19 protein-coding genes are annotated in these 22396 nt (G+C 60.8%); 3 read left to right on the top strand and 16 right to left on the bottom strand.

The genetic code is table 11. From position 1 onward, the window contains the following. From HMPREF2129_RS00315 to dapB, 6 genes are all read right to left on the bottom strand, one after another. Positions 1 to 2847, bottom strand: coding sequence for an FtsK/SpoIIIE family DNA translocase (locus tag HMPREF2129_RS00315; RefSeq protein ID WP_034661476.1), 2847 nt, complete (start codon positions 2845 to 2847; stop codon positions 1 to 3). A 61-nt stretch (positions 2848 to 2908) separates the two neighbouring features. Beyond that, a complete protein-coding gene (locus HMPREF2129_RS00320) occupies positions 2909 to 3538 on the bottom strand; it encodes a TIGR03085 family metal-binding protein (protein WP_034661479.1) in 630 nt (209 codons plus the stop codon). A gap of 75 nt (positions 3539 to 3613) precedes the next feature. Then, positions 3614 to 5638, bottom strand: coding sequence for a ribonuclease J (locus tag HMPREF2129_RS00325; protein WP_034661481.1), 2025 nt, complete (start codon positions 5636 to 5638; stop codon positions 3614 to 3616). 2 nt (positions 5639 to 5640) lie between these two features. Further along, entirely contained in the window at positions 5641 to 6549 is a 909-nt protein-coding gene (gene dapA / locus HMPREF2129_RS00330) for a 4-hydroxy-tetrahydrodipicolinate synthase (RefSeq protein WP_034661483.1), read from the bottom strand. Positions 6550 to 6607: 58 nt separating this feature from the next. Next, positions 6608 to 7360: an FAD-dependent thymidylate synthase gene (thyX, locus tag HMPREF2129_RS00335; protein ID WP_034661486.1), complete on the bottom strand. Its 753-nt coding sequence runs from the start codon at positions 7358 to 7360 to the stop codon at positions 6608 to 6610. Then, positions 7361 to 8107, bottom strand: coding sequence for a 4-hydroxy-tetrahydrodipicolinate reductase (dapB, locus tag HMPREF2129_RS00340; RefSeq protein ID WP_034661488.1), 747 nt, complete (start codon positions 8105 to 8107; stop codon positions 7361 to 7363). Between the two features lie 132 nt (positions 8108 to 8239). Here dapB and HMPREF2129_RS10490 point away from each other — a divergent pair, with 132 nt between their 5' ends. Next, positions 8240 to 8848 carry an AMIN-like domain-containing (lipo)protein gene (locus HMPREF2129_RS10490; RefSeq protein ID WP_052092441.1) on the top strand — a complete coding sequence of 203 codons (609 nt, stop codon included), beginning with the start codon at positions 8240 to 8242 and terminating at the stop codon, positions 8846 to 8848. 10 nt (positions 8849 to 8858) lie between these two features. Further along, the gene (locus tag HMPREF2129_RS00350) at positions 8859 to 9458 is read left to right on the top strand and encodes an AMIN-like domain-containing (lipo)protein (protein ID WP_156959202.1); all 600 of its coding nucleotides are present in this window, start codon (positions 8859 to 8861) and stop codon (positions 9456 to 9458) included. A 68-nt stretch (positions 9459 to 9526) separates the two neighbouring features. Here HMPREF2129_RS00350 and HMPREF2129_RS00355 read toward each other — a convergent pair whose 3' ends face one another. The 4 genes from HMPREF2129_RS00355 to HMPREF2129_RS00370 all read right to left on the bottom strand — a co-directional run bounded on the left by HMPREF2129_RS00355 (position 9527) and on the right by HMPREF2129_RS00370 (position 14321). Then, positions 9527 to 11797: a polyribonucleotide nucleotidyltransferase gene (locus HMPREF2129_RS00355; RefSeq protein ID WP_034661669.1), complete on the bottom strand. Its 2271-nt coding sequence runs from the start codon at positions 11795 to 11797 to the stop codon at positions 9527 to 9529. Between the two features lie 162 nt (positions 11798 to 11959). After that, positions 11960 to 12229: a 30S ribosomal protein S15 gene (gene rpsO, locus HMPREF2129_RS00360; RefSeq protein WP_034661490.1), complete on the bottom strand. Its 270-nt coding sequence runs from the start codon at positions 12227 to 12229 to the stop codon at positions 11960 to 11962. A gap of 137 nt (positions 12230 to 12366) precedes the next feature. Continuing rightward, positions 12367 to 13320, bottom strand: a complete 954-nt coding sequence (locus HMPREF2129_RS00365) for a nucleoside hydrolase (protein ID WP_034661492.1) — start codon at positions 13318 to 13320, stop codon at positions 12367 to 12369. 26 nt (positions 13321 to 13346) lie between these two features. Continuing rightward, a complete protein-coding gene (locus tag HMPREF2129_RS00370; protein WP_034661495.1) occupies positions 13347 to 14321 on the bottom strand; it encodes a bifunctional riboflavin kinase/FAD synthetase in 975 nt (324 codons plus the stop codon). A 31-nt stretch (positions 14322 to 14352) separates the two neighbouring features. On the opposite strand from HMPREF2129_RS00370, the gene truB reads away from it, so the two are divergent. Beyond that, positions 14353 to 15261, top strand: coding sequence for a tRNA pseudouridine(55) synthase TruB (gene truB / locus HMPREF2129_RS00375; RefSeq protein ID WP_034661497.1), 909 nt, complete (start codon positions 14353 to 14355; stop codon positions 15259 to 15261). A 4-nt stretch (positions 15262 to 15265) separates the two neighbouring features. Here truB and HMPREF2129_RS00380 read toward each other — a convergent pair whose 3' ends face one another. From HMPREF2129_RS00380 to infB, 6 genes are all read right to left on the bottom strand, one after another. Continuing rightward, positions 15266 to 15931, bottom strand: a complete 666-nt coding sequence (locus HMPREF2129_RS00380) for a 4'-phosphopantetheinyl transferase family protein (protein WP_034661499.1) — start codon at positions 15929 to 15931, stop codon at positions 15266 to 15268. Beyond that, positions 15928 to 16752, bottom strand: coding sequence for a metallophosphoesterase family protein (locus tag HMPREF2129_RS00385; RefSeq protein ID WP_034661501.1), 825 nt, complete (start codon positions 16750 to 16752; stop codon positions 15928 to 15930). Before HMPREF2129_RS00385 ends, HMPREF2129_RS00380 begins: the two co-directional genes overlap by 4 nt. A 5-nt stretch (positions 16753 to 16757) precedes the next feature. Then, positions 16758 to 18053 (bottom strand): MATE family efflux transporter, encoded by a 1296-nt coding sequence (locus tag HMPREF2129_RS00390; protein WP_034661503.1) that lies wholly within the window; start codon positions 18051 to 18053, stop codon positions 16758 to 16760. After that, positions 18050 to 19051 (bottom strand): DHH family phosphoesterase, encoded by a 1002-nt coding sequence (locus tag HMPREF2129_RS00395; protein WP_052092444.1) that lies wholly within the window; start codon positions 19049 to 19051, stop codon positions 18050 to 18052. The genes HMPREF2129_RS00390 and HMPREF2129_RS00395 overlap by 4 nt, the downstream gene beginning before the upstream one ends. Beyond that, positions 19052 to 19486 carry a 30S ribosome-binding factor RbfA gene (rbfA, locus tag HMPREF2129_RS00400; RefSeq protein WP_034661505.1) on the bottom strand — a complete coding sequence of 145 codons (435 nt, stop codon included), beginning with the start codon at positions 19484 to 19486 and terminating at the stop codon, positions 19052 to 19054. It abuts the gene before it with no gap. Positions 19487 to 19591: 105 nt separating this feature from the next. Further along, positions 19592 to 22342, bottom strand: coding sequence for a translation initiation factor IF-2 (gene infB / locus HMPREF2129_RS00405; RefSeq protein ID WP_034661512.1), 2751 nt, complete (start codon positions 22340 to 22342; stop codon positions 19592 to 19594). Positions 22343 to 22396: the final 54 nt, after the last annotated feature.

Raw genomic sequence — 22396 nt, forward strand, 5'->3', positions numbered from 1 at the left:
TTAAAACGCGCCCCCGGTCGGGTTGTAGGTCGCCTTCACGGTCTGAGTCTCGCCGTCCGCCGCAGGGGAGTCATCGCCGGCGGGATCACCGGCGGACGAGTCGTCGTCAAGCTCTTGCTGGGCGAGCACTTCCTTGGGGGCCTCGGCAGGGTCAGCACCCTTGATCATCCAGATGATGGTGTCCAGCTCCTCTGGCTTCACCAACACCTCGCGGGCCTTCGAACCCTCGGATGGGCCAACAACGCCGCGGGATTCCATGAGGTCCATGAGACGACCGGCCTTGGCGAAACCGATGCGCAGTTTGCGCTGCAGCATCGAGGTCGACCCGAGCTGCGACGTCACGACAAGCTCGACCGCCTCGAGCAGGTCGTCCATGTCCTTGCCGATCTCCTCGTCGATATTCTTCTTTTCCGGCGCCTTCTCCTCGGTAACACCCTCGGTGTAGTGTGGCTCGCCCTGCTCCTTGACAGCCTCCACAACAGCCTGGATCTCTTCATCGGAGACGAACGCACCCTGCATACGCTGTGGCTTGCCAGCGCCCTGCGGAATGAACAGTGCATCGCCCATACCGATGAGCTTCTCCGCACCGGCCTGGTCCAAGATCACACGAGAGTCCGTAAGCGATGAGGTGGCAAACGCCAACCGCGACGGAACGTTCGTCTTAATCAGACCAGTGACAACGTCCACGGACGGGCGCTGTGTTGCCAGAACAAGGTGGATCCCGGCAGCACGCGCCTTCTGGGTGATGCGGACGATGGAGTCCTCGATCTCCTTCGGTGCAGTCATCATAAGGTCCGCCAGCTCGTCGACGACACAGATGATGAGCGGGTACGGACGCACCTCACGCTCCGACCCGGGTGGCGCGGTATATTCGCCAGCGCGGACTTTCGCGTTGTAGTCCTTAATGTGCCGCACGCGCGCGGACTTCATGTCCATATAGCGCTGTTCCATCTCCTCCACCAACCACTGCAACGCGGCGGCAGCCTTCTTCGGCTGGGTGATGATCGGGGTGATCAGATGCGGAATTCCCTCGTACGGCGTGAGCTCCACCATCTTCGGGTCGACCAGGATCAGCCGGACCTCCTCGGGGGTCGCACGCGTGAGCAGTGACACGAGCATCGAGTTCACAAACGCGGACTTACCGGAACCGGTCGAACCAGCTACGAGCAGGTGCGGCATCTTCTGCACCGATGCCGAGACAAAGTCTCCTTCGATGTTCTTGCCCATCCCGATAAGCATCGGGTCGTGGTCACCACGAACATTCGGGGCGTCGAGCACATCACGCAGGCGCACCATTTCGCGGTCGGCGTTCGGGACCTCAATACCCACGGCGGATTTTCCGGGGATCGGGGTGAGCAGCCGGACATTGTCCGTCGCCACAGCGTAAGCCAAGTTGGACTGCAGGTTGGTGATCTTGGAGACCTTCACACCGGGGCCCAGCTCAACTTCGTAGCGCGTCACTGTAGGGCCACGGGAGAAGCCGGTCACCTGGGCATCGACGTTGAATTCTTCGAAGACCTCCGTGATCGCCTCAATCATGCGGTCATTGGTCTCAGTACGCTTCTTTGGGGTTTTGCCTGCAATGAGAAGGCTGGTGGGCGGGAGCTTATAGTCGGTTGTGGTCACGGGTACGCGGGCCGAAGGCTTCTCCACGTCTCCCGCGCCCTTCTCCGAATTCGGCGTTGCCCCAGGCACCGCTGCAGCATCGATTCCAGATCGAGCGATGATCGCCTTGCGCATCTCTTCCCTGGAAGCGGAAACTGCATCGGTTGCGGTCTCCGACACAGATGTAGGACGATCGAGAATCTTCGTCTCAGTGTCCACTTCATCCACGATGGAGGGAGCCACTCCCACCTTCTTGCGGGTGGAGCGTTTCTTTTGGGGTTCCTCGGGGGTGGGGTCCGCGTCGAAAAGCGTGGGCTCATCGACAGGATAGTTGTCCATCGGTGTGCGGCGCCGGGCACGCGGACGGCCTTCCGCGATGGCATCGATGTCATCGTCGGCGTCCGTATAAAGGTCCTCCTCCGGGTCGGGGGTATGAGCGCTGCTTGCGATGGAGCCGAACAGTCCACGGATGAAGTCAAAGGATTCGCGCACCGTAATACCGGTGGCCAACAGTGCGGCGTACACGATCACAAGTCCCAGAAGTGGCACGGCGACGAACGGTGTAAAACCAGCGCTGAGCGGCCCACCGATGAACGCGCCGACAGCACCGCCCGCTATACGACGTTCATCCCATTCCGCCGGGGAACCCGCAAGAATATGGATTAAACCAAGCATGCACACCGCGATGATCGTCAGCCCGGCCCCACTGTGCGCACGTTCAGAGGCAGACTCCCCGAGACCGAGCATCAGAGCAATGGCGATGCCTACGAGCACCACCGGCAGCACCAACGCACCAGCACCAATAACCCAGGAGGTGCCACTAGCGATCAGCGCACCAACCGGTCCGGCAACATCCAGCCACACCGATGCACCAAGCACGGCGGCAAGACCAATCAGCACCAAGCCGATCGCGTCCGCACTGGGGGCTCGACGAAGGCTCACATCCTCCTCACTTTCTTCGTATGTGTCGGTTGTGGCGGCGTCATAGCTCTCATCGTTTTCCGCGCGACGACGGCGTCGCTCCTGGCCACCAACAGCCTTAAAGGCTCCCGTAATATCGCGCGCGGCGTTACCCATGCCCCGGCCAACAGCACCCACTGCGGAACCAACCCTCTCATCGGGGACATCGGCTGCACGTGAGGAGGAACGGTGGCTGTAGCTACCGCTCGAACGCTTCGTGCGCCCTTTGGGGCCCGTCTGTGAGCGGCCTTTATTGCGGCGTGAGGTACTGGTGGCAGACATGGGGACCACTGTAGTACCTTGCACACCTCAAATCACATATGCCACACCAGCCTAGGTGGGTCTAGATATGACGCTTGACAGCCACAATATCCTCCGGATCTCCACTGACCTCAACCTCGACCTTGTCACGGCCGGTCACCCACAACAGCAGCTCTCCTGGTTCACCGTTCACGCGCACGACACGGGAACCGTCCGCAGCCACTCCTCTCTTTCCTCCGAGCGTCACCGCCGGCACGCGTGGCGGGGTGAGAATCACCGGGACACCCCCACTTGAGAGAGCCAACTTTCCCATCATGACTGCTGCGGACATGAGCTTCTTCTCCACAGACTCGGAGAACTCGCGAGGTTCCAGCGAGCGATCACCACCACGCCGCACATCCTCATGGTGGATGAAGTTCTCCGACACGTTGATCAGCGAATCAAGTGGCTTCACAAACACCGGTGGCCCGGCTGCCCACTCGCGCACCACATCCTCGTAGTTGCGCTGCTTCACCGCCTTCTCAGCAGACGCCGTCACCGATTTCATTGCCGGCACCAGGTAGCCAACTGCCCGGTGGGGCTGGTTCTCCCGGATGTACATATGTGCCGCTAGATCCCGGGTTGTCCACCCTGCGCACAGCGTCGGCGCATCCGGCCCCAATTCCAGGAACAACTGAGCAAGCTTTGCACGTTCAGACTGTTGAAACGTCATGTCGCCCAGAATAACGCGAAGCCCCGCTCCCGAGGGTGGGAACGGGGCTTCAGGCAAGCGCCAAAAAGCGAAACGCTACAGTGATTCGCGCGATGCCTCGACTTCCTCCGTGGGCACAGGAGTGACATCGTCAGCATTCATTGGCACGACCGTGGGCAAAATGACAGGCTCACGCTTGTACTTCTGCTCGATCGTGCGAGAAATGCGGCGACGCAACTGCTGGACCATACGGTACGGGTCGTTCTCGCCCTCGGCGGCGAGGTCGTACATCGTATTCTCCACCAGCTCGACGATGACGGGCTTGACCTCACGGTCATCATCGATAAGGCCCGTGGTGGACACCGTCGGCTTCTCAATGAGGCGACTCGTGCGGTCATCGATCACACAAGTGATGGAGATGACGCCACCGGCAGCCAAATTGGTGCGGTCCGCGAGCACGTCCGGGTCAACGTCACCCATCGTCGTGCCGTCAACGTACAGGTTGCCCACCTGGTACTGGCCGGCGACCTTCACCCGGCCGTCAACCAGGTCCACGACAACACCGTTCTGCGCCAGCACCGTGTTCTCTGGCTTCACACCAGTAGCGATAGCCAGCTCCTTATTGGCGCGCAGGTGGCGCCACTCACCGTGTACCGGCATGGCGTTGCGAGGGCGAGCCATGTTGTAGAGGAACAGCAGCTCGCCGGCGTAACCGTGGCCGGAAGCGTGGACATGTGCCTCGTCGTTGGTGATCACGTGCGCGCCGATCTGCGCGAGGTTGTTGATCACAGCGAACACTGCTTCCTCGTTGCCCGGGATAAGCGATGAGGACAGGATGATCGTGTCACCGTCACGCACCGTGATCTGGCGGTGCTCACGGCGGGACATGCGCGACAGCGCTGCCATCGGCTCACCCTGCGTACCGGTGGTAATAAGCATGACGCGGTGCGGCGCCATCTTCGCGGCCTCTTCGATAGGAATGATGGTGCCCTTCGGGGCGCGCAGCAGGCTCATCTTCTCCGCTATCTCCATGTTGCGGATCATGGAGCGGCCGTTGAACGCAACTTTGCGGCCGGAAGCCACGGCAGCGTTGACCGCCATCTGCACACGCGACACGTTGGACGCAAAAGACGCGAGAACAACACGCTGTTTAGCGGCCTGCACGATTCGGATGAGGTTCTCCTCAATGCCAGCCTCAGAGGCGGAAATGCCCGGAATGGTGGCATTGGTGGAGTCACACAGGAACAGGTCAATACCTTCGTCGCCGTAGCGGGCAAGCGCCGGCAGATCGGTGGGCTTGTTGTCGTACGGAGTCATGTCGACCTTGACGTCACCGGTCATGCAGACGGTGCCCGCACCAGTCTTGATCACAACGCCAAGGCAGTCCGGGATGGAGTGCCCAACGTGGAAGAAGCGCACGTTGTACGGGCCGACGGTAATCTCCGACTTCTCATTGACCTCGTGCAGCTTCGGGCGCTGGCGGTGCTCCTTGGTCTTCGCCGCGATGAGCGCGTTAGTGAACTTCGCGGAGTAAATCGGGATGTCTGGGCGCAGCTTAAGCAGCCACGGGATTGCACCAATGTGGTCCTCGTGCCCGTGCGTAACGACGAGCCCGTCGACCTTATCCAACTTATTCTCAATCGGACCGAAGTCCGGCAGGATGAGGTCCACGCCCGGCTCATCAGAGGACGGGAACAGAACACCACAGTCCACGATGAGCAGACGACCGTTGTACTCAAACACGGTCATGTTGCGGCCAATCTCAGAGATGCCACCAAGAGCGTAAATACGCAGCGCGCCATTCGTAGGCTTCTGCGGTTCCGGCAAACGCTTGGTCAAGTCCGCGCCCTGCATGCCCCTCACTGGGTTGCGGCGATTGTCCCCGCCGCGTCCGCGACCACGGCCCCGGCCACGACCACGGTTGCGGTTTCCACCACCGTTGTTACCCCCGTGGCCACGGTTATTATTGCCACCTTTACCGTTGTTACCGCCATTGCCACCGTCGTTACGGCTTTCCTGCGGTTGGGTGTCAGCGGTTTGGAACACCGGCTGCTGGTCGCTCGTCTCCGGCGGGCCCGCCTTACGGGTCACCTTGCGCGAGCGGTTACGGGTTTCGTTCATACTTAAAGGACTCCAGCCTTTTCCATGTCATGGCGGAGCGCCTCCAGCTGCGTTTCGTCGGGTGCGACGATGGGCAGGCGGGGGTCTCCGACCTCAATGCCCTGCAGGCGCAGGGCGGCTTTTGCAAATGTCACTCCACCGAGCACGGCTTGCTGTCCAGCGAGCACGCACATGGTGGTGGCGTTGATTTCCCGCGCGCGGGCGAGGTCGCCTTCCTCGAAGCTTGTAACCATTTCTCTCATAAGACCTGGGGCTGCGTGGGCAACAACGGAGATAACTCCGGTTGCGCCGACGGAGAACCACGGCAGGTTGAGAACGTCGTCGCCAGAGTACCAGGCCAACCCGGTGTCATTGATAATCGTGGTGGCTTCTAGCAGGTCACCTTTGGCGTCTTTGACAGCTTTGATGGTGGGCAGTTGTGCCAGGGCGCGAATTGTTGCGCCGGCGATGGGGATAGCAGAGCGTCCTGGGATGTCGTAGAGGCAAACGGGCAGATCGGTGGCCTGGGCAACAGCAGTGAAGTGCGCAAGCAGTCCCGCCTGAGAGGGCTTGGAGTAGTACGGAGTGACGACGAGGAGGGAGTCAGCACCAGCATCACGAGAAGCTTGCGCCAAAGCTATCGACGTCCGCGTGTCATTCGTTCCTGCCCCCGCCATGATCTTCACGCGGTCCCCCAATTCAGAGCGCACCGCCTTGATCAGTTCGATTTTCTCCTCGGGGCTCGTTGTTGGGGATTCACCCGTGGTGCCACCAAGGATGAGGGAATCGACACCATTGTCTACCAGGTGGACAGCCAACTTTCGTGCAGCGGCGAGATCCAACTCGCCGCTTGTGTCAAACGGGGTGACCATGGCAACGCCGATGGTTCCGAACTCATCTGCACCAGTTTGTGCTTTCGTTGAAATGCCCATGGGTACATAGGGTACATTCTTTGTCCCGCCCATCGGCCACCGGCGGGGTTCAATAGAACTATCCGACGTAGGGGCTTGTGGCCATAACGCTTCCGTCTGCAAGGGTGCTGATGAGGAAGTCGTCGAAAAGCGAAGGCGCCTGTTTCTTCAATACCTCAAGAATGGCGATGGCGAGTTCACGAATTTCTACATCCGCGTGTTCGCTGGCGCGCGCGGCGATGAAGTCGCGCCATGCGCGGTAGTTGCCAGTGACCACGAAACGCGTTTCGGTGGCGTTGGGCAGGATGGCGCGGGCAGCTTGGCGCGCCTTTTTCTTGCGCAGTAGTGCGTTGGGTTCGTCGTCGAGGTTACTTTCGAGTGCGCCGAGGAGTTCCTCGTAGACAAAGCGTGTCTCATCGACTGCGGCGAGGAAGATATGGCGCAGATCCTCGTCTTCCGCAATCGCGTCGGGGATGACCACGTTGGCTTCGCGCGCGGGCACAAAACGCTGGGAGAGCTGGGAGAAAGACAGGTGGCGGTGTCGCAGTAGCTCATTTCCCGCTGCACGGGAGAGGCCACGGATGTACAACGTTGCGGTGGCATGCTCCAGCAGTGCATCGTGCCCAACCTCGAGGATGTGACGCAGGTAGGCCCCGTTGGCAGCGGTGTGCGGGTTGGGTTTGTTGAAGGTTTCGTAGCAGGCTCGCCCCGCAAATTCGACGAGCGCCTCCGCGTCGGTGGAGTCCGGGTCTTGCTCCCAGTCCACGTCGGCAGGGGCTGCGAAGGAGGTGGCGGCGATGAGTTGAACGTGAAGATTTTTACTCTGTGACATTTACAGGCCCAGGTAGGAGTCGAGGCCGATGGTTAGGCCGGGGTGGTCCGCAACGCCACGCACACCGGTGAGCACGCCGGGCACGAATGAGTCGCGGCCGTAGGAATCTTGGCGGATGGTCAGCGTTTGGTCGGTGGTGCCGAAGATGATGTCTTCGTGCGCAACCATGCCCTGCATGCGTACTGCGTGCACCTTCACACCGTCGACGTCAGCGCCGCGGGAGCCATCGAGGGCTTGCTCGGTCGCATCGGGCATTGGACCCATCTTTGCTTCAGCGCGCGCCTCCGCAATCCCCTGCGCCGTCTTCTGTGCCGTGCCAGATGGCGCATCCAGCTTGTTCGGATGGTGGTATTCAACAACTTCAGCGGAGTCGAAGAACGGGGCAGCCTGGCGGGCAAAGGCCATGGCCAGCACCGCGGAGATGGCAAAGTTCGGGGCAATGAGGACACCCACGCTCTCGTTGGCAGCGCACCAGTCGCGCACCTGCTGGTAGCGCTCCTCGTCAAAGCCAGTCGTGCCAACAACGGCGTGGATGCCGTTGTTAATACAGAACTCCAGGTTGCCCATCACGGCGCTCGGGGTGGTGAAGTCAACGATGACCTGAGCACCGCTTTCTACCAAAACGTCGAGGGAATCACCGGAATCCACCTCCGCGACCAATTCCAGGTCAGCGGCGGCATTGACCCCTGCCACAACCGCTGACCCCACGCGCCCTTTTGCTCCGAGAACTCCCACTTTGATGGCCATGGCTGTCAACCCCTTGAGATCTTGTGATTCTTCGTTTTATTCTGCTCCGCCCCACTCTATCGCCTGCACCCGGAAGCGATAGCTCCGCCTTGCCTCCGACGGGGGATGAGATTGTCCGATAAACTACAACATATGAAACACCAGTCACACGCGTTAACACTCGCTCTCCTGACGGTCAGCGCCTTGGGCATGGCCGCGTGCTCACCTTCGGAAAGCATTTCAGAGCCGAACGGAAACCCCTCCCCCTCCACTACAACTGACACCAAGACAGTCGTTGCGTCCACGATCGACAACCAGGACGTTCCCGGGGATTACTCCACAGAACCCACGGGAACCTTCACGGGCTCGAACATGCCGGAGCTGCGCACCGCTGATATCCGCTCAGGTTCCCACGAAGGCTATGACCGCGTTGTCTTCGAATTCGAGGGCGATGGCACGCCAGAGTTTCTTGCGGGCTACTCCGATGAACCTCTTCAGCAGGCCTCCGGCCTTCCGGTGGAGGTCCCGGGTGAGGCAGCCCTGGAGATCACCATCCACGGCACTTCCCTCGACCAAACCCCGGACGCCAAGTACGCCGGCAAAACCACCCTTGGGCTTGCCTCGGGCAACATCAAGGACGTGACTAATAGTGGCACCTTCGAGGGTGTTTCCCAGTACTTCATAGGGCTGGACAAACAGCGCCCGTACAAAGTGACAGTGTTGGAAAACCCGACGCGTGTCGTCGTGGACATTCAGAAGTAGGCTCCCGATCATGTTCCACGCCCGCCATGTAGCTGTGGTGTGTAGTACATTGTTCGCGGCCATGTCGGCAGGCGCATGCTCACAGCTGCAAGAACCTGACGAAGCCGTGATGACACTGCGCGAATCAGCTCCCCCGAACACCATCACCACAACGGTAGAAACAACGGAGAAAGCCGCCCCCGAGCCACCGGTCGCGCACGGTTTTGGCACCGACCGCGTGGAAATTAGGGATCACCGAGACGGCTCCTACAAAGTCACCGGTGTCCGCATCGGCGCGCACGACACCTTTGATCGCCTTGTCTTCGACATCGGCGGCACTGGCACACCGTGGATTTTTGCGCAGTACGACGATCACCCCAGCCAACAAGGATCTGGCTTCGATGTTCACGTCAACGGTGGCGCCGCACTCCTCGTACTCGTGCGCGGAGTGAATGATCCCTATGAAGCCCCACAAGGCTCAGACGGGCACGCCCCGAGTATCACCGACGTTGTCTACCAAGGCTGGGATGAAGGCGATTCCAGGTGGTACATCGGCGTGGACAAGAAACGCCCCTTCAAGGTTGAAGTGATTGAAAACCCGACGCGCGTGGTCGTGGACTTCCAAAAGTAACGCACAACAAGGCCCCGGCTAGTTCAGTTCACAGTGAACTAGCCGGGGCTTCGTCGATAAGCAGGAGCTTAGTCTTCGACTGGGACGAGCGAGATCTTGCCGCGGTTATCGATGTCCGCGATCTCAACCTCGATCTTGTCGCCAACGTTGACTACATCCTCCACATTCTCAATACGCTTGTTGCCACCAAGCTTGGAAATGTGCACCAGGCCATCACGACCCGGCGTGAGGGACACGAACGCACCAAAAGCAACCGTCTTCACAACAGTGCCCAGGTAACGCTCCCCCACCTTCGGCTGCTGCGGGTTCGCAATCGAGTTGATCTGCTCAATCGCAGCGTCTGCACCTTCACCCGTGGCAGCGGCAACGTAGATGGTGCCGTCATCCTCGATGGAGATGTCAGCGCCCGTCTCCTCCGTGATCTGGTTGATGGTCTTGCCCTTCGGGCCGATCACCTCACCGATCTTGGACACAGGCACGTGCACGGTGGTGATCTTCGGGGCCAGCGGGCTCATCTCATCCGGGCCCTCGATGATCTCAGCCATCGTGTCCAGGATGGTCCCGCGGGCTTCCTTGGCTTGGGTGAGCGCGTTAGCCAGAACGTCGGACGGGATGCCGTCAAGCTTGGTGTCCAGCTGCAGGGCGGTGATGAAATCCGGGGTGCCGGCAACCTTGAAGTCCATGTCGCCGAATGCATCCTCAGCACCGAGGATGTCGGTCAGCGCAACGTATTTGGTCTCACCGTCAACCTCACCGGAAACAAGGCCCATGGCGATACCAGCAACCGGCGCAGCCAGTGGCACACCAGCGTTGTAGAGCGACAGCGTCGATGCACACACAGAACCCATGGAGGTCGAACCGTTGGAGCCCAGCGCCTCAGAGACCTGCCGGATCGTGTACGGGAACTCCTCCTTGGACGGAATCACTGGCACGAGGGCACGCTCAGCCAGCGCGCCGTGGCCGATCTCGCGGCGCTTCGGCGAACCAACGCGACCGGTCTCACCGGTGGAGTACGGCGGGAAGTTGTAGTGGTGGATGTAGTGCTTGGAGGTCTCCGGGTGGAGTGCGTCTAGGTGCTGCTCCATCTTCAACATGTCCAAGGTGGTCACGCCGAGAATCTGGGTTTCACCACGCTCGAACAGAGCGGAGCCGTGGGCACGCGGAATCAGTTCCACTTCGACGCCGAGGTCGCGGATGTCGGTGACCCCACGGCCGTCGATACGGAAGCCCTCGGTGAGGATCTTCTCGCGCACGATTTGTTTCATCAGCGCGTTGTAGGCGGCACGGATCTGCTTGGATGCGTCCTCAGCGGTGAAGGAGGACAGCAGGTTCTCCTCAATCTCCTCCATGTACTCATTGGTCGCGTCATCGCGCTCAGCCTTACCCGCGATGGTGAGCAGCTTGGCCAGCTTCTTGGAGGCCTTCTTCTCCACAGCGTCAAAGACCTCATCGCTGTATGCCGGGAAGAGAGGGAATTCCTGCGCTTCCTTCGCGGTCTTCTCAGCCAGAACATTCTGCGCCTCGCACAAGGTCTTGATGTAGGGCTTCGCCGCCTCCAGCCCCTCGGCGACGGTCGCTTCCGTCGGTGCTGGCGCGCCGTCAGCCACCAGCTTCATCACGTTCACGCCCGCGCCAGCTTCCACCATCATGATGGCAACGTCCTGGACCTTGCGGCGACCTTTTCGCTTCTCGACGATGCGGCCGGCCACGACCATTTCGAACACAGCCTTCTCGTGCTGCTCGTGGTTCGGGAACGCGACCCACTGGCCCTTTGGATGTCTGTCATCAGCGATGAGCGCCATGCGCACGCCACCAACAGCGCCAGATACCGGCAGACCAGACAGCTGCGTTGCAGCCGATGCGCCGTTGATAGCTACAACGTCGTAGTACTCCTCTGGGTCCCAGCTCATCACAGTGATGACAACCTGGACCTCATTACGCAGGCCCTTGACAAAGGTCGGGCGCAGCGGACGGTCAATCAGGCGGCAGGCCAGAATCGCCTGCGTGGACGGGCGGCCTTCACGGCGGAAGAACGAGCCCGGAATCTTTCCAGCGGCGTACATGCGCTCTTCCACGTCAACGGTGAGTGGGAAGAAGTCAAAGCCTTCGCGTGGCTGGTTGGATGCGGTAGTGGTGGCCAGCAGCATTGTGTCGTCGTCGAGGTAGGTGGTCACCGAGCCGTCAGCCTGGCGCGCAAGCTGTCCGGTTTCAAACCGGACGGTACGGGTGCCAAAGTCGCCGTTGTCCAGAATGGCAGTTGCTTCGGTCAGGCCGAATTCCTCATCAATGTGGAATTCAACGGAGTTGTCCGGGGTGTGCTTTGTGTTCTTGCTCAACAGATCCCTTTCATGGGTTCGTGGCGGTCGTCGGTGCCGCCGAGGTGAATCTTTTGGTTGCACCCAGGCACACTACCAGCTAGCCACGTAAAACACCGTATGCGCGCGAAAAACGGCCGCCAAACGATGACGGCCGTTGTTCGTGCTGGAAGAAAAGCTTTTTGCTTATCGGCGCAGCCCCAGACGCGAAATCAGCTCACGGTAACGCTCAACGTTATTCTCGCGCAGGTACTTCAGCAGACCGCGGCGACGACCAACGAGCAGCAGCAAACCACGACGGGAGTGGTGATCGTGCTTGTGGTCCTTGAGGTGCTCGGTGAGGTTATTGATGCGCTCGGTGAGCAGGGCAACCTGAGCCTCCGGGGAACCAGTGTCGGTCTCATGCAGGCCGTATTCCTTGAGGATCTCGGCCTTCTTCTCAGTGGTCAAAGCCATGGAAAGTGTTCTCCTTGGTTATTTCAGTTCGCATTCATCGGAAAGTCAGTGGCGGGGACTGCTGCGAACCACAGTCACGCGTTGCCGCTACCGAATTGGAAAGAGTACCGCACCGCGGGCGGAAACTGTTAATCCCGCTAGCTCTTCTCAGCCAGGCCGGTGAGGCGGCGCATGAATTCATCAAGGAAGCGCTGCTTGTCCACTGCGACGGCAACCTTGGCTGTCTTCGTCTCGTCATTGAGCCGAGTTTCATCACCGATGGTGCGTCCGCGGGTCTCCCCCTCGGTGTCGACCTTGAGGTTAATGTCCAATGTGGCCACTAGTGTCGGGTCAATGGCCACACCAACAGCCAGCGGGTCGTGCAGACCGCAGCCACCCAGATGTGGCGCGGTGGTGTCATAGGCACCGATGTAGTAATTCGTGGCTGCTGCGAGGAAGTCACCGCCCGGAGTGCCCAGCGCTTCCCACTGAGCCGTTTCATTGGTGGTCAGAAGAGTCTGCAGTGTGACATCCAAACCGATCATCGTGATGTCTTTCATGCTGCGGAAGATCGCGTCGGTTGCCTCCGGGTCCTGGTTGACGTTGGCCTCAGCCCACGGCGACACGTTGCCGGGGACGGTGAGCACACCACCCATCATGACGATGTGGGCTTTCTCCGCAAATGTCTTGCTCACCTTTGCTGCAGCAGCAATGGTGGTAGATGGACCGGTGGGAACAATGACGAGCTCATCGCCGTACTTCTCCACCGATTCCACGAGGAAGTCCACCGCGGACTTCGGCTCCACCCGGCGCGCGGGCTCCGGTAGCTCTGCTTCGCCGATGCCGTTCTTGCCGTGGATGAACTCGGAGATCTCCAGCACCTCAAAGGACTCTTTCGCGCTGGCATGGCCAGGGCCAGCAAACACTGGGACGTCAGTGCGGCCAAAGAGTTCAAGGATGGCCAGGGTGTTGCGCACACCAGTTTCCACAAGCACGTTGCCATACGTGCCCGTCACACCGATGAGGTCTACTTCCTCCGAGCCCAGTGCGTAGGCGAGAGCGAGGGCATCATCGATGCCGGTATCTAGGTCCAGAATCATTTTGCGGGTCATGGGGCCCCAGCCTATCCGGTGAACCTCTAAGCGCGCTCAAGCAGGGTGCGCACGGTTGCCACGTCGCGCGCCATGTTCTCCAGCAATTCATCGACGGAATCAAACTTCACCATGTCGCGCACCTTCGCAATGAATTCCACGCGCGCGAGCCGCCCGTACAGATCTGCGTCGCGGTCAAGTACGAAGGACTCCACGCTACGGCGCGCATCACCAAAAGTGGGGTTCGTGCCCACGGAGATCGCCGCCGGATAACAGACCTCTAATTCCATGTCCCCGTCGATGGGGCCGGTTCCCTCTTCCGGCAGCACGGTGAACCAGCCGGCATACACGCCATCCCCCGGCACGGCTTCGTTATCGCCAACGTATTGGTTCGCGGTCGGGTAACCCAATTCGCGGCCACCGCGTCCGGCGCCGCGCTCCACACGTGCGGTCACAGAGAACGCACGGCCAAGAAACTCAGAGGCTTGGCCCACTTCACCTTCGGCGAGAGCGTGTCGGATGGAGGTGGAGCAGACGCGGGAGGAGCCGTCAAAAAGCAACGGAACAATGTCCACGTCGACGCCGTATTTTTCGCCGAGCTCCTGCATCGTGCGCGCCGTGCCCAACCCACCCGCGCCGAAGGTGAAGTTCTCCCCCACGACGACGCGGGAAGCATGGAGCTTATCGACGATCACCTGCACAAAATAGTCCTCCGGGCTCTCCCCCGCGAGCTCTTTGGTGAAGTCAATGACCAGCATGTAATCAACGCCGAGCGACTCAATGAGACGGGCGCGCTCCGTCAACGGCATGAGCACATCGGGTGTGTGCTCGGGCGCGAAGACAGCAACTGGGTGCGGGTCGAAGGTCATCAACACACTCGGCGCACCGGCTTCGCGGGCGCGATCCACCGCATGCCCGATGAGCTTCTGGTGTCCGCGGTGCACCCCGTCGAAGACCCCGATGGTGACCACCGGTCCATTCAGACCGGCGGGAACCTCAGCGAGCCCTGACAAAATATCCACTCGCGACAGCGTAGTGCATAGGGTTAGTGCTATGAACCTTGGCCAAAACCCTGACCCTCTGTCCACCTCCGGCATCGTCGTGGTGGATAAACCGGCTGGCATGACCAGCCATGATGTTGTGGCACGTTTGCGGCGCTTTTTTGGAACCCGCAAGGTAGGGCACGCCGGCACGCTCGACCCAATGGCCACCGGTGTCCTTGTTGCCGGCATTGAGCGCGGCACGAAGCTGCTGGCTCACCTCGTGGCCGATGACAAGGTGTACTCCACCACCATCCGCTTGGGCGCTTCCACCACGACGGATGATGCGGAGGGCGACATCGTCTCGCAGACGGACGCTTCCGCGCTCACCGATGAGGCGATCATGGCCAAAGTCGCCGCGCTAACCGGGGACATCATGCAGGTGCCATCCAAGGTTTCCGCCATCAAGATCGACGGCAAGCGCGCTCACGAGCTCGTGCGCGAAGGCAAAGAAGTGGTCATCCCGGCTCGACCGGTGACGGTGTTTAGCTTCGACGTGTCGCAGATTCGCCACGAAGGTTCTTTCGTCGACGTGGATGCGCGCGTGCATTGCTCTTCGGGCACCTACATCCGATCGCTGGCACGCGATATGGGTGAGGCGCTTGAGGTGGGTGGACACTTGACCGCGTTGCGTCGTGAAGCATCTGGGCCCTTCACTCTCGCTCATGCGCGCACGCTGGAATCCTTGGAGGCCACCCCGCAGCTGTCCCTCACGCTCGATGAAGCACTGACCACCGCGTGGCCTGTTCTGGAAGTAACCACGGATGAGTACGCGGCGCTCGCAATGGGCAAATGGCTCGAGCCTCGCGGCCTAAAGGGCGTGCACGCCGCAGTCGGCCCAGATGGCCGTGCGGTCGCTTTGGTCAAAGAAAAGGGCTCTCGCTTATCGACGATCTTCGTCGCCCGCCCCTCCACCCTCTAGGGTTCTACCTCACCACGAACGTGCTCGCGCACACGTAGCCACCTCGGACCACCCAACGCCCCTCGATGAACGGCACCGGTGTCGGGCGTTTCAAGATATAGGCGATGAATGTACCGTCCTCGCGGATATCAATCTCCGCGTCCTCGAAGCCGAGCCAGCGCAAGGTCATGGGGAACCAGGCCTTGTACGTCGCTTCCTTCGCACAGAACAACAGGCGGTCAGCCCAACCGTGGCCAGCGGCTTTTTGGCTGTCTACCCATTCGCGTTCCTGGGGCCGGGCGATCTCCCCCAACACGCCGTCCGGCAGGGGCTCCGCCGGTTCAGCGTCAATGCCCACGGTCCGCAGCGTCTTCGTCGGCGCCGCCACCGCGATGCGCAAACCTTCCGTGTGAGTGAGGGAACCGGTGTAGCCTTCCGGCCACAACGGCATCCCCTTCTCCCCACGCAGAATCGCATGGACCGAATCCACACCCAGCTCTCGCAAAGCCTCGTGGGCGCACCACCGCGCGTCACCGAATTCCCCCTTCCGGGAATCCACAGCACGACTAACCACGATGCGCTCTTCAGGGTGAAGTTCGTTGTAATTGCTTAGGTCCGTGTCACCATTGGCCCGGTCGGTATACATGTACACCACTCGAGCCGGTTCGGGGAACAGGTCGCGATCAATCACTGCTCCACCTCCATCACCGGGTACGGCCACTGCGGGCCGTTTTCGCGCCGCCGCCACTCGTCTGGGTATCCCAAAGACACCTCGATATGATCCACCCCGTCATACGTTTCCACACCAGGCATGTGCAGATGCCCGTAAATGACCGCACGGGAGTTGTAGCGCTTCGGCCACCCACGGGTATGTCGCGTGCCACACCACAGGGCAATCTCACGCCACAACATCTTGTCCGTTGGCTCTTGGATGAGCGGCCAGTGGTTGACCAAGATGGTCTCCCCCTCCACTCGGGAAAGCCTCCTGGTGGTGTACGCCAAGCGGTCCCAGCACCACGCACGAATATCTACGAAGGGAGCAATGGCCACCTCATCCGTGAGCACGATCTCACGTGCCCGCGCGGACGCGAGCGCTTCCTCCACGCTCATCATCGGCCCGCGGAAAGAGTAGTCATACAAGGTGAACAGCGGTGCGATGGTCACACCCGCAAACACCGGATACGGGTCTTCCGGAGTAATCACCCCGATCGTGCGCAGCTCCTCCACCAGGTGCTCGTACTTCTCACGCCCCGTATACCGGTCAGTGCCACGACAGAAAAGTTCGTGGTTGCCCGGTACCCACATGACCGTGTGGAAACGATCCACGAACTGTTGCATCACCTGAACGATCAATTCAGTGCGTTCCGCCACGTCACCAGCAACAATGAGCCAGTCCGAGGGATCATTCGGCTGGATCTCCTCCAACCGCGGCTGGTTCGCCTTCACCGCCGCATGCAAATCGGAAACCGCCCACAAGGTGGTGGTCCGCTTTTTGTTGGGCTGCACAGTCATCGTGCTTATGTTCCTACCACTGTGCGCGCCCAGCGCATGGATTTGAACCGCCAGACCACGCCGACCAATCGCAGCGCAATCATCGCGGCCAAACCACACCAGATGCCAGTGAGTCCCGTGCCAGCCCAGTAAGCAACAGCGATACCTGGCAGAAAACCGAAGACCACCGAGGCCACCGTGAGTGTACGCAGGAAAGCGGCATCGCTGGCGCCCAGCAACACTCCGTCGAGTGCAAAAAGCACACCCCCGGCCACGATCATGGCAATGAGCACCCACCACGGCACCACCATCGCATCCAGCACCGCCTCCTCGGAGGTGAAGATACGACGGATAATCGGACCACCAAGTGCGAAGACCGCCGCCAAGATCAGTGCGAAGCCCGCGGAGAGCCTCACCACCTGGCGCCCCACGTCACGCGCGGTATCCACCCGGCCGGTGCCCAACGCAGCGCCAGTGAGGGTTTGTGCGGCAATAGCCAGGGAATCAAGCACTAATGTGAGGAAATTCCACAGTTGCAGCATGATCTGGTGTGCCGCGAGCGCAGCCACCCCGACACGCCCTGCCACCGCCGCGGCGGAGACAAACGCCACCTGGAATGACAACGAACGCACGATCAAATCACGCCCCAAGACGAGCTGCTGTTTGATCACACGCCACTGGGGCTTCCACGGTCCCTCGTGCGCACGTATCAGCGCCGCAATGAACCCGGCCGCGGTCAGCCCCATCCCGATAATGTTGGCCACCGCCGAACCCACCAGTCCGAAGCGGGCTACAAGGAACGGCAAAGCAATAGCGCCCGGGATCAGCCCACACAACGTGAACACAAACGGCAGGCGGGTGTTCTGTATGCCTCGCAACCAGCCGTTGCCCGCCATGATGATCAGGGTGAGCGGGATGGCAAAAGCGGCAGTGCGCATCCACCACACTGCCTGCCCAGCTGCCACGGGATCATTGGTGAGAAACAGCGCAACCGGCCGGGCAAAGATCCACACCAATATGGCCAGCAGCGCACCCACGCCAAGGGCAACCCAGGTGGCCTGCACGCCCTCAGCAACTGCTTGGTCTTTCTTGCCCGCCCCATAAAAGCGTGCAGAGCGCGCTGTTGTCCCATAGGACAAAAAGGTCAGTTGCGTCGTCACCGTGGATTGAACCGTGGCGCCAGCTGCCAACGCCGCCAATTCCACCGCACCCAAACGACCAATCACAGCCGTATCAAGCAGCAGGTACAGCGGGTTCGCGGCGAGCACCCCTAGGGCAGGAAGAGCGAGTGCAAGCACCCGCCGTGCGGTCACATCCGTCACGGAAGCTCCGAAACAGACTGCTGCAACGCATCAATCGCAGCGTCCACAGCACCCGCAACGGAATAGCCCGCAGCCGGGACGTGTCCGCCACCGCCGTGCATCGCCGCCACATCCGCAACATTGACCACGCTCGAACGCAGGGACACAGACCAATAACCCGGGTGAATTTCCTTGAATACCACGCCGATATCACTACCGGTCAACGCGCGAGAGTACTCAATGATGGCTTCGATCGCAGTTTGGTTCATGTGGCGGAGATGCACATCGTCGATAGCAAGCACGGAGATGGTGTAGCGCCCCGCCACACGAGTTTCCATGCCCGCCATGACATCCCCCATGAGCTTCAAATCATCCGCCGACACCGCATCCATGAGGTCCATCGCGGCAGCGCGGGTATCCACGCCGTGCTCCATCAACTCAGCGGCGAGAATGTGCATGCGGGAAGTCCCCCACCGGAAGCTTCCCGTATCCGTGACCAGACCCGCATACAGGCAGTACGCAATATCCGGGGTGAGTGCAACACCCATGTGGGCGAGCAGCTCACGGATAATCACCGTCGTCGACTCAGACGGCAACACCAAATTCATCGCGCCATAACCAGGATTCGACGCATGGTGGTCAATCACCACAACGCGCTCCGGGTTGCCCGCCAGCTCATCGTGGTACATGCCGGTGCGGTCCAATGACGCGCAGTCCGTGGTCACCACCACGCCAGAAGGAGGCAGTGGCTCCCCCAACGCTACCGATGCCACGCCCGGCACCGTCCTGATGTTTTCAGGAAGCTCCTCTTTCTGCCCGATGTACACCGTGGACGGCACGCCAAGAGCAGCAAGCCCATGTTTCAGGCCAAGGGCCGACCCTACCGCATCCGCATCCGGCCGAATGTGGGTGACAATGTGCACCTCATCTGCGGTACTCAGCTTCGCGGCCACGCCGGCAAAGTCCCCCTCACCGGGGCCAAACAAAGCCGGATACTCGGCGTGAATGTCACCGGCCATTTATTCGTCCTTCGTCTTATACGGGTCCGCCTCCCCCGCTGGGGTGGCGTTCTTTTTCAACTCAGCCAGCTCCTCATCACGCGCACGGGCACGTGCCAGCAGCTCCTCCATACGTGCAGATGCTTCCGGCACAGTATCCAACTCAAAAGCCAGCGTCGGAGTGAAACGCACCCCCAACTCGTCGCCGACGATCTTGCGCAGCTGACCGCGAGCACGGTGAAGGGCCTCAGCGGCCTGCTCATAATCCGGCGCATCATCAATATTCGCGCCGCGCACCGTGTAAAACACAGTCGCATCATGCAAATCGCCGGTCACTCGGACATCAGTGACGGTGACCAACTCCAAGCGGCGGTCTTTGATCTGGCGCTCAATGGCGCTTGCCACAATCGTCTGGATCCTCTTAGCCAGCCGTTGTGCACGCGTGTTGTCAGCCATAGCGTCACTCCTTTGATGTCAGTAGCAGAACAGGGTTTTAAGTCTACAGGGCTAAAGAAATCGTCGATAAGCACATGCTTATCGACGATCCCTCTCAACCCACGCCTACGTCCTTGGTACCTCAACCATCTCGTAGACCTGAATTTCATCGCCCACCTGAATATCCGGGTAGGACAGGACCATACCGCACTCGTAGCCCTTGGCCACTTCGGTGACATCGTCCTTCTCCCGGCGCAGGGAGGTGATGGTTGCGTCCGGCGTAATCACATTGCCATCGCGCACAAGGCGCAACTTGGCACCACGCTTGACGCTGCCGGTGGTGACCATACAACCAGCGATAAGACCCACAGCAGATGCCTTGAAGATCTGACGGATCTCCGCGGTGCCCAGGTCACGCTCCTCGTAGATCGGCTTGAGCATGCCCTTGAGAGCAGCCTCCACATCCTCGATGACCTGGTAGATCACCGAGTAGTAGCGGATCTCCACGCCTTCCTCGTTGGCCTCCTCCGTGGCCTTGCCCTCGGAACGGACATTGAACGCCACGATGACAGCATCCGACGCCGCAGCGAGCGAGACGTTGGTCTGCGTGACCGCACCAACGCCGCGGTCGATGATGTTCACATCCACCTCGTCGTCGACCTCGATCTTGAGCAGCGCTTCCTCCAGGGCCTCCACCGAACCGGCGTTGTCGCCCTTGAGAATGAGGTTGAGCGTGTTCGTCTCCTTGAGCGCCTGATCCAGGTTCTCCAGGGAAACGCGCTTCTTCTTGCGGGCCTGCATGGCGGCACGCTGACGAGCATCACGCTGTGCCGCGATCTGGCGCGCAACACGATCGTCCTCAACCACGAGCAAGTTGTCACCAGGACCAGGTACACCGTTGAGACCTTGGACCTGGACCGGGCAGGACGGGCCTGCCTCCTCCACGTCGTGGCCCCACTCGTCGACCATGCGGCGGACACGGCCGAAGTTGCCGCCCACAACAATGGAATCGCCGACGCGGAGAGTACCGCGCTGAACAATCACGGTGGACACCGGACCACGGCCACGGTCCAGGTGTGCCTCAATGGACAGACCCTGCGCATCCATGTCTGGGTTCGCCGTGAGCTCCAAGGACGCATCCGCGGTGAGCAATACCGCCTCCAGTAGCTCATCGATACCGGTGCCGTTCTTCGCGGAGATGTCAATGAACATCGTGTCACCGCCGTACTCCTCCGGCACCAGCTCGTACTCGGTGAGCTGTCCACGGATCTTGTCCGGCTGCGCCTCGGGCTTATCCACCTTGTTCACTGCAACCACGATGGGCAAGTCAGCTGCCTTGGCGTGGTTGATGGCCTCCACGGTCTGCGGCATCACACCGTCATCAGCAGCAACGACGAGGATGGCCAAGTCCGTGGACTTCGCACCACGGGCACGCATCGCAGTAAAGGCCTCGTGCCCCGGGGTATCAAGGAAAGTGATCTTGCGGTGCTCACCATCAAGAGTGACCTCGGTCTGGTACGCACCAATGCCCTGGGTAATGCCACCAGCTTCACCGCGGCCAACGTTGGCGTTACGGATGGAGTCCAACAGGCGGGTCTTACCGTGGTCAACGTGACCCATGACGGACACAACAGGCGGACGCTGCTCAAGCGCCTCTTCGCCGCCTTCATCTTCACCGAACTGCAGGTCGAAGGATTCAAGCAGCTCACGGTCCTCATCCTCAGGGGAGACGATCTGAACTTCGTAGTTGATCTCCGCACCCAGCAGCTGCAGGGTGTCTTCGGAGACGGACTGCGTCGCCGTCACCATCTCACCGAGGTTGAACAGCGCCTGGACGAGGTTAGATGCCTCGGTACCGATCTTCTCTGCTAAGTCAGACAAGGTTGCTCCCTGGCGCAGGCGAACGGTTTTACCGCCACCGTCGGGCAGGCGAACGCCACCAACGACGTTCGGTGCGTGCATCTCCTCGTACTCATTACGCTTCTGGCGCTTGGACTTGCGTCCCCGGCCAGGTGCGCCACCTGGGCGCCCGAAAGCACCGGCGGTGCCACCACGGCGACCACCGCGGCCACGGAACCCACCACCGGGACCACCAAAACCACCAGGTCCACCGTGGCCACGTCCGCGACCACCACCGGGACCACCCTGACCGCGGCCACGTCCACCACCACGGGTGGCAGCACGCGATGGCATCTGGCCTGGGCTTGGCGCATTTGCCATATCTGCCGGGCTCGGCGCGCCTGAACGCGGTGCACCGGAGCCACGCTGACCCTGACCACCACCGGAACGACGTTGACCGCCACCAGCACCTGCCCCACCACCGCGGTTTCCACCGGGACGCGGCTGCGGGCGCGGACCACCAGTATTAGACGAGAACGGGTTGTTGGCCACACGCGGGCGACCACCCGGCTTCGGCATTGGGCGCGGCATAGCGGATGCCGCATCCCCCGTTTTAGCAGCCGTTTTAGCAGCAGCCGGTTTCGGTGCTGCGGGTTTCGGCCCCGGCTTAGCAGGCTTGGGGGCGGCGGGCTTCGCCGTAGCAGCCGGTTTTGGCGCTGCGGGTTTCGGTGCTGCAGATTTCGGTCCTGGCGCAGCAGGTTTCGCAGCAGCCGGCTTCGGCGCCGGTTTAACGGCTGGCTTCGCAGCGGTCTTCGCCGCTGGTTTCTTTGGTGCCTTCGCAGCCTTTTCTTCCTTCGCGTCGTCGGCAGCGGCACCGCGCTCTTCGTAGAGCGCAATCATTTTCTTCACCACCGGGGGTTCGATGGTGGAAGAAGCAGTCTTAACAAACTCGCCTTCCTCTTTCAGGGTTGCGAGTAGTTCTTTACTTGTTACGCCGAGCTGTTTTGCCAGTTCGTGAACGCGTAGCTTTCCGGGCACGTGTCTCCTCTTGGTCAGGCTAGAGGTGGCACGGCAGCTTGCGGAGCTACGCGA

It is taken from the genome of Corynebacterium tuscaniense DNF00037, from assembly GCF_000759055.1.
GTDB classification, from domain to species: Bacteria; Actinomycetota; Actinomycetes; order Mycobacteriales; family Mycobacteriaceae; genus Corynebacterium; species Corynebacterium tuscaniense.

Coding starts and splice junctions, on each gene's coding strand:
- HMPREF2129_RS00315 (WP_034661476.1), bottom strand. CDS start 2,847: ATGTCTGCCACCAGTACCTCACGCCGCAATAAAGGCCGCTCACAGACG.
- HMPREF2129_RS00320 (WP_034661479.1), bottom strand. CDS start 3,538: ATGACGTTTCAACAGTCTGAACGTGCAAAGCTTGCTCAGTTGTTCCTG.
- HMPREF2129_RS00325 (WP_034661481.1), bottom strand. CDS start 5,638: ATGAACGAAACCCGTAACCGCTCGCGCAAGGTGACCCGTAAGGCGGGC.
- dapA (WP_034661483.1), bottom strand. CDS start 6,549: ATGGGCATTTCAACGAAAGCACAAACTGGTGCAGATGAGTTCGGAACC.
- thyX (WP_034661486.1), bottom strand. CDS start 7,360: ATGTCACAGAGTAAAAATCTTCACGTTCAACTCATCGCCGCCACCTCC.
- dapB (WP_034661488.1), bottom strand. CDS start 8,107: ATGGCCATCAAAGTGGGAGTTCTCGGAGCAAAAGGGCGCGTGGGGTCA.
- HMPREF2129_RS10490 (WP_052092441.1), top strand. CDS start 8,240: ATGAAACACCAGTCACACGCGTTAACACTCGCTCTCCTGACGGTCAGC.
- HMPREF2129_RS00350 (WP_156959202.1), top strand. CDS start 8,859: ATGTTCCACGCCCGCCATGTAGCTGTGGTGTGTAGTACATTGTTCGCG.
- rpsO (WP_034661490.1), bottom strand. CDS start 12,229: ATGGCTTTGACCACTGAGAAGAAGGCCGAGATCCTCAAGGAATACGGC.
- HMPREF2129_RS00365 (WP_034661492.1), bottom strand. CDS start 13,320: ATGACCCGCAAAATGATTCTGGACCTAGATACCGGCATCGATGATGCC.
- truB (WP_034661497.1), top strand. CDS start 14,353: ATGAACCTTGGCCAAAACCCTGACCCTCTGTCCACCTCCGGCATCGTC.
- HMPREF2129_RS00385 (WP_034661501.1), bottom strand. CDS start 16,752: ATGACTGTGCAGCCCAACAAAAAGCGGACCACCACCTTGTGGGCGGTT.
- HMPREF2129_RS00395 (WP_052092444.1), bottom strand. CDS start 19,051: ATGGCCGGTGACATTCACGCCGAGTATCCGGCTTTGTTTGGCCCCGGT.
- rbfA (WP_034661505.1), bottom strand. CDS start 19,486: ATGGCTGACAACACGCGTGCACAACGGCTGGCTAAGAGGATCCAGACG.